The following is an 11925-nucleotide window of genomic DNA, read 5'->3' as shown; positions in this document are numbered from 1 at the left end:
AAGAGGAAACGTACCAATGCCAGTCAAGAACCGTTTTGCAGAATTGCAGGCTGAAATCACCGAATGGCGGCGGGATATCCATGAAAATCCGGAAATCCTGTTCGAAACCCACCGCACCAGCGCGCTGGTTGCACAAAAGCTGCAAGAGTTCGGCTGTGACGAGGTGGTGACCGGTATCGGCCGCACCGGTGTTGTCGGTGTCATCAGGGGCAAGAGCGACAGCAAGGGCAAGGTGATAGGCCTGCGTGCCGATATGGACGCGCTGCCGATCCATGAGCAGACCGGGCTCGGCTATGCTTCGAAGACGCCCAATGCCATGCATGCCTGCGGCCATGACGGCCATACCGCGATGCTTTTGGGCGCCGCCAAGTACCTGTCCGAGACCCGCAATTTCGACGGCACCGTGGTGGTGATCTTCCAGCCTGCCGAAGAGGGCGGCGGCGGGGGGCGCGAGATGTGCGAGGATGGCATGATGGACCGCTGGAACATCCAGGAGGTTTACGGCATGCATAACTGGCCCGGCGTCCCTGTGGGCCGCTTCGCGATCCGGCCCGGTGCCTTCTTCGCGGCCACCGACCAGTTCGACATCACCTTCGAAGGGCGCGGCGGCCATGCGGCCAAGCCGCATGAGACGGTCGATACCACGGTGATGACCGCCCAGGCGGTGCTGGCGCTGCAGACCATCGCCAGCCGCAACGCCGACCCGGTCGACCAGGTGGTGGTCTCGGTCACTTCGTTCGAGACCTCGTCGAAGGCGTTCAACGTGATCCCGCAGCGGGTGCAGATCAAGGGCACGGTGCGCACCATGTCGAAGGCGATGCGGGACCTGGCCGAGAAACGCATTCACGAGATCTGTTCGGGCATCGCCACCACCTTTGGTGGTACCGCCGATATCCGCTATATCCGGGGTTATCCGGTGATGGTGAATTCCGAGGAACAGACCGAATTCGCCGCCAAGGTGGCGCGCGACGTGTCGGGGTCTTGCGACGAGGCGGCGCTGGTCATGGGGGGCGAGGATTTCGCCTACATGCTCGAGGAGCGCCCCGGAGCCTATATCCTTGTGGGCAATGGCGACACGGCGATGGTCCATCACCCCGAATACAACTTCAACGACGAGGCGATCCCTGCGGGATGCAGCTGGTGGGCGGGGATTGTCGAACAGAGGATGCCTGCCGCCTGATCGGGCGGAGGGGAGGGGGCGTCTGCCCCCTCTTGGCCCTGCGCGCCAATTCACCCCCGAGAGTATTTCGGACCAGAAAGAAGCAGCAGTCAGCCCTCTGCCCAGAGCTGCTGATAGACCGTTTCGATGCCGGAGGCTTCGCGCGCGGCGCTGAAATCCGACATTGCAAGATCGCGGGCGGCGGCTGCGCAAGCGGCGTATCGCGCCGGGTCGGCCAGCAGGGTGCGCGCAGCATCCGCACCCTGGGCAGCGGCTTCGCGCGGGACCACGAGGCCGGTACTTCCCTGCGCCGAGAATTCCCTGAAATAGCCAGTATCCGATCCGACGAAAGGAACGCCCGAGGCCATCGCTTCGAGCGGGACCATCCCGTAGCCTTCGTAACGGGGCAGTTGCACCACCAGCGAAAGCGCCCGCATCAGGCCCGGCAACCGCTGTGCCGGAACCTCGTTGATGAACCGGATACGGTCGATCATGCCGGCGCGCTGCACCTTGTCCTTGAGATCAAGGTCGAACTTGTGGTGTTCCCTGGTGGCGCGTCCCACGACAAGCGCCACGGCGCCGGGCAGATCGGGCAGCAGGCGAAGCATTGCCTCGACAAAGAGATCGGTACCCTTCTCCGGCCGGACGCGCCCGATTGTCGCGATGCCAAGCGCTCCGCCATAGCCGAGTGCGGTCCAGGCGGCGGCACGGTTTTCCGACGGGTGGAACAGGTCGGTGTCGACCCCATGCGGCACCACGGCGCGGACGTTGGGGACGAAGCGCGCGGCTTCGCCCGATGTGGCGATCACCGCGTCCATCCGGCTGATCAGCCAGCGTGGAAAGGCCGAATGCCGGCGGATCGCGGCGGAGGTGAAAACGATGCGGATCGGCAGGCGCAGCACGTCGCGCGCCCAGATCGCCGTCTGCATTTCGGGATTGCGGCGCACGTGCCAGATGGCAAAGGGTTTGCCGGCCGGGGCGCTGCGGGACATGGCGCGGGCGGCGCGGGCCGAAATCGGCTCGGGGCAGCCGGGCAGGGGATGGCCCACCAGGGCCATGTCATGGGTCCTGACCTGCTGGCGAACGACATTGGCGGCGGTGGCCGAGACGCCGGTGAAATTGCGGTTGAAATTGGTGACGAAAAGCTCGGGCATCAGGCCAGGTCCAGATGCCGTGCGAGCGTGTCGATCACCTGATCGAGCGCCGCCTCCTGCGCGGCCACCAGTTTCCGGGCCTCGTCTCTTGCGGCGGCAAGGGCGTCTGGATTTTCGATCCAGCCACGCACGGCATGTGCCAGTGTTTCGGCATCCGAAACCTCGATCGCGCCGCCGGCGGCGATAAGCGGCCTGTAGGTTTCGGCAAAGTTGAAATACCCCGGTCCGGTGATCACGGCGGCGCCGGCCTGGGCCGGTTCGAACGGGTTGTGCCCGCCTATCGGCAGGAGCGAGCCGCCCAGGAACACCAGAGGGCAAAAGAAATACCAGGTGCCGGTTTCACCAAGGGTATCGGCGAGATAGACTTGGGTCGACGGGTCGATCCGCTGGTGGGCGGTGCGTCGTGCGCAACTGAGCCCGGCGCGGGTGATCAGCGCGGATACCGCTTCCCCCCGGTCGGGATGACGGGGGATCAACAGGAGAAGAAGGTCGGGATGGGTGACGAGAAGTGACCGGTGCGCCGCCAGAACCACCTCTTCCTCGCCGGGATGGGTCGAGCTTGCGACCCAGACCGGGCGACCGGCGCACTGGGTGCGCAGATCGGTCAGCGTGGCCTGGTCCACCGGGAGCGGGCCTGCCATGGCCTTGAGGTTGGTGCCCGGCATCACCCGTTCCGGGTCCGCCCCCATCGCGATCAGGTTGTCGGCCGTCTGGCGGTTCTGCGTCAGAAACAGGCGGAACCGTCCCAGAAGGAAACGGGCGGTTGCCGGAAACCGCTGCCAGTTGCGCACCGATTTGTCGGACAGGCGCGCGTTGAGCAGGGCGAGCGGAACGCCTGCGTTTTCGCCCTCGACGATCATGCGGGGCCAAAGCTCGCTTTCGACAAAAACCCCGGCATCCGGGCGCCAGTGGCGGTAGAAGCGTGCGACTGGCCCCCCTCCGTCGATGGGGGCGAACTGGTGCCTGCAGCGGGGGGGCATCCGGCGGGCGATCAGCTCGGCAGAGGTCGGTGTCCCCGACGTGATCAGGAATTCCAGGTTCGGCAGATGCTCTCCCAGCCGGGTGATCAGCCGAAGAACCGATAGGCTTTCACCGACGCTGGCGGCATGGAACCATACCAGCTGGCCGGGGGGGCGCGGCAGACTGGCGTGTCCAAGCCGTTCGTGCTGACGTTCCAGCGGGACGTTGGCGCGCCTGAGCTTCTTTTGGACCGCGGCCCATGCAAAAGGCAGAAGCGCCGCAGATGCGGCGCGGTAGGCATGGTAGAGGAAGGTCGGCGACGGGCCGGGGGCGGACATCGTCAGCCGCCCGTATGACTCATATGGCGCGACATCCGGCCGTCGACCGTCTGGCGGGAATAGTCGAAATCGTGCCCCTTGGGCTTCAGGCCGATGGCGGCGCGAATGGCATCCTCGAGCGGCTTTTCGCTCTCCGGATGATCGCGCAGCGGCTTGCGCAGATCGGCCATGTCCTCCTGGCCAAGGCACATGTAGAGCTCGCCCGTGCAGGTCAGCCGGACCCGGTTGCAGCTTTCGCAGAAATTATGGCTGAGCGGTGTGATGAAGCCGATCTTCTGCCCGGTCTCTTCCAGCCGGACATAACGCGCCGGCCCGCCCGTACGTTCCGCAAGATCGGAGACGCGATAATGTTTTTCGTACTCGGCCCGCACATCCTTGAGCGACCAGTATTGGCCCAGACGGTTTTCATTCCCGATGTCGCCCATCGGCATGACCTCGATCCAGGTCAGATCCATGCCGCGCTCGGCGCACCATTCGGTGATACGGGGAAGCTCTTCCTCGTTGAAGCCCTTGAGCGCGACGGCGTTGATCTTGATGCGCAGCCCTGCGCGCTGGGCCGCGTCAATGCCGCGCAGGACCTGGGGCAGCCGGCCCCAGCGGGTGATGTCGGCAAATTTCTGGTCGTCCAGCGTATCAAGGGACACGTTCACCCGCCGCACGCCGGCTGCAAAAAGCTGGTCGGCAAAGCGTTCCAGCTGCGAGCCATTGGTGGTCAGCGTCAATTCCCTGAGCGCGCCGCTTTCCAGATGGCGGGTCATGCCGTTGAAAAAGGTCATTATGTCGCGGCGCACCAGAGGTTCGCCGCCGGTTATGCGCAGCTTTTCCACCCCCATCCGGACAAAGGTCGAGCACATTCGGTCCAGCTCTTCCAGTGTCAGCAGGTCTTTCTTGGGCAGAAAGGTCATGTTTTCCGACATGCAATAGACGCAGCGGAAATCGCAACGGTCGGTCACGGAAACGCGCAGGTAGGTGATCGCGCGCGCGAAGGGGTCGATAAGCGGAGCTGTCATGTGCACATAGGTAAAGCGGCAAGGCGCTTGCGACAAGTGTCCTTGTGGGTTGGGGCTGGCGAGTCACCTCTGCCCGCGGTTAGGGTGAAGACATGAGGTACATACTGCTGATTTCCCTGATCCTTGTGGCCGGCTGTGACCGGGTGCGGTCGACCACCGACAAACTGTTCAGCCGATCCGAGCCGGTGGTGCAGGCCGAAACGCCCGAATCCGGGACACAGGCGGAGCCTGAAGCCGCCCCGGAGCCCGTAGAGGCGGCCGCAGATTTCCAGCCTGGCTGGGACGGTGCGCGCCAGACGATTGCCGGGCTGGGTGATCCGACCGTGCCCGGGCGCTGGATGGAGACCTCTCTGGTCAGTCAGGAGCGTAACGGACGTGTTGTCCTGCGCAAGACCGGAGCAATGGCAAATGTCACGCTGATCCCTGTCGCTGGCGATCCGGGGGCCGGCAGCCGACTGTCTCTGGAGGCGATGCGAGCCCTTCTGGCGCCCATAGATCAACTGGTGGAACTGGACGTCTATTCCAACTGACCCTTCAGATATTTACCCGCTTCCTTGCGGGCAAAGGGCTTCATCGCGGCGCCATGTTCGGCCAGAAAGGCGCGCACGGCATCGGGGTCGTGCTTGGAATGGTCGCGCAGCCACCACGCGATGACCTTTTGCATGAACCAGTCGCGCTCGGGCACGTATCCGGCGGCCCAGCCCAGGATTCGGTCGCGGGCGGCCGTATCGGCGGGCTTGGGGTTGTTCATCTTGGCCCAGGGCAAGGTGGCGACCAGTGCCGCGCGCCGGGTCCACATGTGATCGGAGCGCGTCCATGTCTCTACCTCGTCCAGTCGTGCGGGATCGGCAACCAGGCGTTTCTGCATCGCCATGGCCACATGGTCGGACACCGCCCAGGCATCGAGATCCGGCAGCCAACTGGTCAGCAGCGCCCAGACCGCGCCATCCGGGCGGATGCGCGCCTGAGTGAGGAGTTTCGCGGCAGCCAGGCGCGCCTCGTGAATGTCGGTCTGCCAGAGAGCATCGGCCAGGTTGACGCGGGAGGGGAGATCCAGCGATTGTCGCCAGACTTTTGTCAGATCGTTCAGGACCGGGTTGGCAACGCCCAGATATCGGCGCGGCGCCTTGTGGTAGGCGGCCATTTCGACGGCGCGTGTCGGGTCGGACTGCGCGGTGATCTGTTCGAGATAGGTGGCGTGCATCAGGAGGTTCCTTCTTGCGAAGCTCCATAGAGCATGCCGCTTGGAAAATCGATCCGGATATCGGCGTCGGGGCCACGGGAATTCAACGGGACAGACTAGCGACGAAGGAGATCGGGCTGTGCGCCCTCTCCCCTTTTGTCATTGTCCTGCCGTGGTGCTGCCCCGGATCGCGCATTGATCCGGGTCCGCCGGTCAGTCGGTGCGGACGTGGCGTCCGGGTTTGGCCTTTCGTTGCAGTTCCAGCATCCGCTCACGGGTCTTTTCGGCCTCCCGGAAGGCCTGGGCGGCGCCGCTTTCGTACTGCCGGGGCCAGGCGCGCTTGTTGACAGCACCGTACCATGCGGCCGCCTGATGCGTGAAATAGGGGTTCCACATGTGCGGACGTCCCAAAGCAACCAGATCGGCCCGGCGGGTATGCAGGATGGTGTTGACCTGCGCGGGTTCGGTGATGGCGCCGACCGCCATGGTGGCGATGCCGGGCACATTGCGCACCGCCTCGGCCAGGTGAGTCTGGAACATGCGCCCGTAGACCGGCTCCTGATCGGGGACAGTCTGGCCGGCAGAGACGTCGATCAGGTCGCACCCCGCCGCAGCGAAGGCTTCGGAGATCGTGAACAGGTCGGCCTCGCTCAGACCACCCTCCTTCCAGTCGGATCCAGAGACGCGCACGGACATCGGGCGTTCGGCGGGCCAGACCGCGCGCATCGCCGCGAATACCTCAAGGGGAAAACGCAGGCGGTTTTCCACGGGGCCGCCATAGTCGTCGGTCCGCCTGTTGGTCAGGGGCGACAGGAAAGACGCCAGCAGATAGCCGTGCGCGCAATGCAGTTCCAGCAAGTCGAAGCCGGCGCGGGCGGCGCGCTGCGCGGCCTGAACGAAATCATCGCGCACCCGGTCCATGTCGGCGCGGGTCATCTCGCGCGGGGTCTCTGACACGCCCGGTTCCCACGGCAGGGCCGAGGCCGACATCAGCGGCCAGCGCCTGGCCGGATCGGCAATCGGCACGTCCGGGCTCTCCCAGCCAAGCTGGGTGGCTCCCTTGCGACCGGAATGCCCGAGTTGCATGGCGATCCGCGCATCGGAATGCGTGTGCACGAAATCCACGATTTCCTTCCACTGCGCCTCGTGTGCGTCGGTCCACATGCCGGGGCACCCCAGCGAGATCCGCGCGTCGGGCGAAGGGCAGGTCATTTCGCAGAACAAAAGCCCCATGCCGCCGGTGGCGTGACTGCAGTAATGCACCTTGTGCCAGTCGGTCAGGTTTCCGTCCTCGTCGGCCGAGTACTGCGCCATCGGCGACATCACCACACGGTTGGGCAGCACCATGTCGCGCAGCCTGAACGATGAGAACATCGGCGTCGGGCGGCTCTTGCGCAGGTCCTCACCGGTTTCGCGGAAATGACGCTCGTACCATTCGCTGTCGACCTTTTCGACAAAGCTCGGGTCGCGGATGATCAGGTTGTCGTAGGTAATCGACTTTGCCCGGCACATCACCACCATTGCGAACTGGTAGGGGTCCATGTCCCAGGACCGGTTCATGTGCTCGAACCAGGCCAGGGATACGTCGGCATTGTGCTGGATGACCTGGCAGGGGGTACGGCGTGCGGCGTCATAGGCGCGGAACGCGGCCTGAACATCGGTTTCGGCATGGGCGAGCAGCGCGTCCGAAAGGGCGATGGCGCATTCCATGGCCAGTTTGGTGCCCGAGCCGATGGAAAAGTGGGCGCTGGCCTTTGCATCGCCAAGGATGACGATATTGCCGGTGTACCAGTTCTCGCAGAAGATACGCGGGAAGTTGCGCCAGTTCGACCGGTTCAGAAGCAGCGGATGGCCTTGAAGTTCCTCGGCAAAGATCGCCTCCAGCTTGGCCTTGGAATCCTCTTCGTCGAATTCCCGGAACCCGTGGCCCTGCCAGGTTTCCTCGTCCATTTCGAAGACCCAGGTGGAGTGGTCCTTTTCGTACTGGTAGCAATGCGCCACCATCCGGCCGTGTTCGGTTTCGCGGAAGAAATAGTTGAACTCGTCCATCGGACGTGTCGATCCCATCCAGCAGAACCGGTTCGATTTCCAGACGGTCGAGGGGCGGAACCCTTCGGTGTTCGCTGCCCGGATCGCCGAGTTGATTCCGTCGCTTGCGACGATGACATCCGAATCTGCGAACTGGACCTTGAGATTGGCTGCGTCGATTTCGACGCCGAAATGCATCCTGACACCCAGTTCGCTGCAACGATCTTGCAGGATGGTCAGCAGGGTCTGGCGCGAGGTGCCGCAAAACCCGTTGCCGGCGCAGCGCATTTCCTGACCCTTGAAGTGGATGGCGATGTCGTCCCAGTAGGCGAATTCGTCCCGTATCCGTTCAAAGACCGGTTTGTCGCGGCTGAGAAACTCGTCCAGCGTTTCATCCGAGAACACCACGCCGAACCCGAATGTATCGTCGGCCCGGTTGCGCTCGTAGACCTCGATGTCCCAATCGGGCCGCGCTTTTTTGGTCAGCAGCGCCATATAAAGCCCGCCGGGGCCGCCGCCGATAACGCTGATCTTCATGGTCACTTCTCCGTTGCGACTTTTCGCGAGTCGGGATTTCCTGTATGTGTGCAATAACACATAATGTGAATTAGTTTAAGCATAAAGTTTCTCTCGATCTGGAACCGCTTGGGAAACTGACGCAAAAGAGGGCGCATCATGGGGATCGAAAATCAGGACCCGCCAGAGTTTCACCTCTCGGTGCTCAACATGCAGATCCGCGAGATGATGAATGCCGTTCTGCGACCGCATGGGCTGAAGCTGGTCGAGTGGCGGCTGCTTCAATGTCTGGCGGATCAAGGCGCCCTCTCGATTTGCGATCTGGCGACGCTGGCGGTGATCGAGCGCACCGCCACCAGCCGACTGGTGGACCGCATGCTCGAGAGGGGGCTGGTCTCGAAAGAGCAGATGGAGGATGACCGTCGGTTCTCCAGGGTGTCGCTGTGCGACGCCGGCCGGGTCAAGCTGGAGGCTTGTACGGAAGATGTGCATGCCGTGCGGCAGAAATTGTTCGAGGGGCTGGAACAGGTCGAGATCGCCTCGCTTCTCACGATTCTCAAACGTCTTCAGCGCGGCTGTGCCGCGGTGATGGCGGATCGTGTGGCCATTCCGATACCGGCCCGCAAAAAAAGATGACGTGCAGGGACTGTCCCCGATCGGGGCAATTTTGCAGGTTTGGGCGGCAAAATAAATTTTCAGTTTAAAATATTTCCTCTTGAAATTAATTTTGCGGTCAACTTAGGATCGACGGAAGCAGGGAGGTCAGGGTGGATATCGGCGGAAAACATGTCGTTATTTCCGGCGGCGGATCAGGTGTCGGCAAGGAATTGGCGGTTCTGTTCGCGCAAGCGGGCGCCCGCGTTTCGATCCTTGGGCGTCGCCCCGAGCCGCTGAAAATGGTTTCAGACGAAATCGGCGGCTTCGGAATTTCCTGCGACGTGACTGACGAGGCCGCGGTTCAAGCCGCGATTTCGGCCTGCCGCGCGGCTTTCGGTCCGGTGGATGTGGCAATCGCCAATGCCGGTGCCGCGCCGACCAAGCCCTTCGCTCGCATGGGGGCGGCGGATCTTCAGGCCGCGATCGCAGTCAATCTGGGAGGGGTGTTCCATCTTTGGCAGGCGTGTCTGGCCGATATGCAGGCGCGGGGCGCGGGGCGGCTGATTGCAATCGCATCGACGGCAGGGCTCAAGGGATATCCTTACGTTTCGGCCTATTGTGCCGCCAAGCACGGGGTGGTGGGACTGACACGCGCGCTGGCGCTCGAACTTGCCGCCAGCGGGATCACGGTGAACGCCATCTGCCCCGGTTTTGTCGAGACGCCTCTTCTTGATCGGTCGGTGGCGACCATCGTCGACAAGACCGGGATGACTCCGCAAGAGGCGAGGCAATCGCTGTGCAGCCACAATCCGCAAAGGCGATTTGTTCAGACCGACGAAGTCGCCGGAGCCGCGCTGTGGCTGTGTTCCGGCGCGGCGCGTTCCGTGAACGGGCATGTACTGGCGTTGTCAGGTGGAGAGGTATGATGGTGTCACCTGGAGGGACGGGATCCGGCGATGGGAAATCGCGGTTGCGGTTGTGGTTGCGGCTGCTGAAGGTGACGCGGGGCATCGAGGCGGAGTTGCGGGAACGGCTCCGGTCGGAATTCGGTTCGACGCTGCCACGGTTTGACGTGATGGCGGCGCTCAGCCGGCATCGAGAGGGTCTGAAGATGAGCCAGATTTCCGAACTTCTGCGGGTGTCGAACGGCAATGTCACGGGGATCGTGGATCGTCTTGTCGAGGACGGGATCGCGCAGCGCGAGGCGGTTCCGGGGGACCGGCGGGCCAGCCTTGTTCGGCTGACGCGCAAGGGTGAAGAAGAGTTCGTCCGCCAGGCCTCGGCGCATGAGGTCTGGGTCGGCGAGCTTCTTGGAGCGCTGGGGCGTGAGGAGGCTGCGGCGATGACGGATCATTTGACACGCATTCTGAAGGAGGGTCGCGATGCGGTTTGAGCCCGAACATTTTCTGTGCCGGATCGAGGAGGGGGTGGCGACGGTTTCGCTGGACCGGCCCGAGCGCAAGAACCCGCTGACCTTCGCCAGCTATGCCGAGTTGCGCGACTGGTTCCGGGCGCTGCAGTACGAGGATGATGTCCGGGCGGTGATCTTTGCGCCCAACGGGGGCAATTTCAGCTCGGGCGGGGATGTGCATGACATCATCGGGCCGCTGACGCGGATGAACATGAAGGAGCTGCTGGCCTTTACCCGGATGACGGGGGACCTGGTCAAGGCGATGGTGGGCTGCGGCAAGCCGGTGATCGCGGCGGTTGACGGGGTCTGCGCGGGGGCCGGGGCGATCATCGCGATGGCCTCGGACCTGCGGATCGCGACGCCGGAGGCGAAGGTGGCCTTCCTGTTCAACCGGGTGGGGCTGGCGGGCTGCGACATGGGCGCCTGCGCGATGCTGCCGCGGATCGTCGGTCAGGGGCGGGCGGCGGAACTGCTCTATCTGGGCCGGTCGCTGGGCGCCGAGGAGGGGCTGTCCTGGGGGTTCTTCAACCGGGTGGTGCCGCAGGCGGAACTGCTGGCGCAGGCCGGGGAGATGGCGGGCCGGATCGCGGCGGGGCCGGCCTTTGCCAACATGATGACCAAGACGATGCTGGCGCAGGAATGGTCGATGTCGCTTGAGCAGGCGATCGAGGCCGAGGCGCAGGCACAGGCGATCTGCATGCAGGGCCAGGATTTCCACCGGGCCTATCATGCGTTCGTGGCGCGCGAGACGCCGGTGTTCATGGGCGACTGAGGCCGGGCCGGGGCGCTGCCCGTCGCCATTGTCGCTCGGACCGATGGCGCACCGATGGCAGCCCGGAGTATTTGGGACCAGAAAGAAGCAGGGGCGGGGAGGAGAGAGATGGCGGACCGGAGTTTCCTGAGCTGGCCGTTTTTCGAGGAGGGCCATCGCGCCCGCGCCGCCGGGCTGGAGGCCTGGTGCGCCGGGCTGCGGGTGGATCACGGCGATGTGGACGCGGCCTGCCGCAGGCTGGTGGCGGAGCTGGGCGCGGGCGGCTGGTTGCAGGCCACGGGCGCGGCGGCGGGCGAGCGGCTGGATGTGCGCAGCCTGTGCCTGAGCCGCGAGATCCTGGCGCGCCATGACGGGCTGGCGGATTTCGCCTTTGCCATGCAGGGGCTGGGGACCGGGGCGATCTCGCTTTTCGGGACGCCGGCGCAGCAGGCCGAGTGGCTGCCGCTGACGCGCAGCGGCCGGGCGATTGCCGCCTTTGCGCTGACCGAGCCGCAATCGGGCTCGGACGTGGCCAATTCCACCATGACCGCCACGGTCGATGGCGACGGGTATGTGCTGAACGGCGAGAAGACCTGGATCTCGAACGGGGGGATCGCCGATGTCTACACGCTGTTTGCGCGCACCGGCGAGGGGCCGGGGGCGAAAGGGCTGAGCGCTTTCGTGCTGCCGGCGGGGCTGCCGGGGTTCGAGGTGGCCGAGCGGCTGGAGGTGATGGCGCCGCATCCGCTGGCGCGGCTGAGGTTTTCGGATGTGCGGGTGCCGCGCGCGGCGCTGCTGGGCGCGCCAGGGGCGGGGTT

General features: G+C 64.4%; 12 protein-coding genes. 7 read left to right on the top strand and 5 right to left on the bottom strand.

Going from position 1 to position 11925, the window contains the following annotated elements; translation table 11 throughout:
* Positions 1 to 16: 16 nt before the first annotated feature.
* Complete coding sequence (locus BLT75_RS17870) at positions 17 to 1180, top strand: M20 aminoacylase family protein (RefSeq protein ID WP_093035008.1); 1164 nt, start codon at positions 17 to 19, stop codon at positions 1178 to 1180.
* A gap of 89 nt (positions 1181 to 1269) precedes the next feature.
* Here the strand turns inward: BLT75_RS17870 and BLT75_RS17865 are convergent, their stop codons facing one another.
* From BLT75_RS17865 to moaA, 3 genes are read right to left on the bottom strand one after another with little or no spacing between them, the layout of a single operon-like run.
* Positions 1270 to 2313, bottom strand: coding sequence for a glycosyltransferase family 4 protein (locus tag BLT75_RS17865; RefSeq protein ID WP_093035005.1), 1044 nt, complete (start codon positions 2311 to 2313; stop codon positions 1270 to 1272).
* A complete protein-coding gene (locus tag BLT75_RS17860) occupies positions 2313 to 3611 on the bottom strand; it encodes a 3-deoxy-D-manno-octulosonic acid transferase (protein ID WP_093035002.1) in 1299 nt (432 codons plus the stop codon). Before BLT75_RS17860 ends, BLT75_RS17865 begins: the two co-directional genes overlap by 1 nt.
* Positions 3612 to 3613: 2 nt before the next feature.
* Positions 3614 to 4621, bottom strand: a complete 1008-nt coding sequence (gene moaA / locus BLT75_RS17855) for a GTP 3',8-cyclase MoaA (protein ID WP_093034999.1) — start codon at positions 4619 to 4621, stop codon at positions 3614 to 3616.
* 92 nt (positions 4622 to 4713) lie between these two features.
* Between moaA and BLT75_RS17850 the strand changes: the two genes are divergently transcribed.
* Positions 4714 to 5151 carry a hypothetical protein gene (locus BLT75_RS17850; RefSeq protein ID WP_093034996.1) on the top strand — a complete coding sequence of 146 codons (438 nt, stop codon included), beginning with the start codon at positions 4714 to 4716 and terminating at the stop codon, positions 5149 to 5151.
* On the opposite strand, the gene BLT75_RS17845 is transcribed toward BLT75_RS17850, so the two are convergent.
* Entirely contained in the window at positions 5139 to 5825 is a 687-nt protein-coding gene (locus BLT75_RS17845) for a DNA alkylation repair protein (protein ID WP_093034993.1), read from the bottom strand. The two genes, BLT75_RS17850 and BLT75_RS17845, sit on opposite strands and share 13 nt — an antisense overlap.
* 192 nt (positions 5826 to 6017) lie before the next feature.
* Entirely contained in the window at positions 6018 to 8369 is a 2352-nt protein-coding gene (locus tag BLT75_RS17840; RefSeq protein WP_093034990.1) for an oxidoreductase, read from the bottom strand.
* 138 nt (positions 8370 to 8507) lie between these two features.
* On the opposite strand from BLT75_RS17840, the gene BLT75_RS17835 reads away from it, so the two are divergent.
* From BLT75_RS17835 to BLT75_RS17815, 5 genes are all read left to right on the top strand, one after another.
* Entirely contained in the window at positions 8508 to 8984 is a 477-nt protein-coding gene (locus BLT75_RS17835) for a MarR family winged helix-turn-helix transcriptional regulator (protein WP_093034987.1), read from the top strand.
* A 131-nt stretch (positions 8985 to 9115) separates the two neighbouring features.
* Positions 9116 to 9871, top strand: coding sequence for an SDR family NAD(P)-dependent oxidoreductase (locus tag BLT75_RS17830; RefSeq protein WP_093034984.1), 756 nt, complete (start codon positions 9116 to 9118; stop codon positions 9869 to 9871).
* Positions 9871 to 10338, top strand: a complete 468-nt coding sequence (locus BLT75_RS17825) for a MarR family winged helix-turn-helix transcriptional regulator (RefSeq protein ID WP_245706573.1) — start codon at positions 9871 to 9873, stop codon at positions 10336 to 10338. The genes BLT75_RS17830 and BLT75_RS17825 overlap by 1 nt, the downstream gene beginning before the upstream one ends.
* Positions 10328 to 11128, top strand: coding sequence for an enoyl-CoA hydratase family protein (locus tag BLT75_RS17820; protein WP_093031197.1), 801 nt, complete (start codon positions 10328 to 10330; stop codon positions 11126 to 11128). The genes BLT75_RS17825 and BLT75_RS17820 overlap by 11 nt, the downstream gene beginning before the upstream one ends.
* A gap of 108 nt (positions 11129 to 11236) precedes the next feature.
* Positions 11237 to 11925, top strand: a 689-nt coding sequence (locus BLT75_RS17815) for an acyl-CoA dehydrogenase family protein (protein WP_176827948.1), incomplete at its 3' end; no start/stop codon positions are given.

The organism is Ruegeria marina, assembly GCF_900101475.1.
Taxonomy (GTDB): Bacteria; Pseudomonadota; Alphaproteobacteria; order Rhodobacterales; family Rhodobacteraceae; genus Ruegeria_B; species Ruegeria_B marina.
This window is presented reverse-complemented; position numbering and strand designations above follow the sequence as displayed.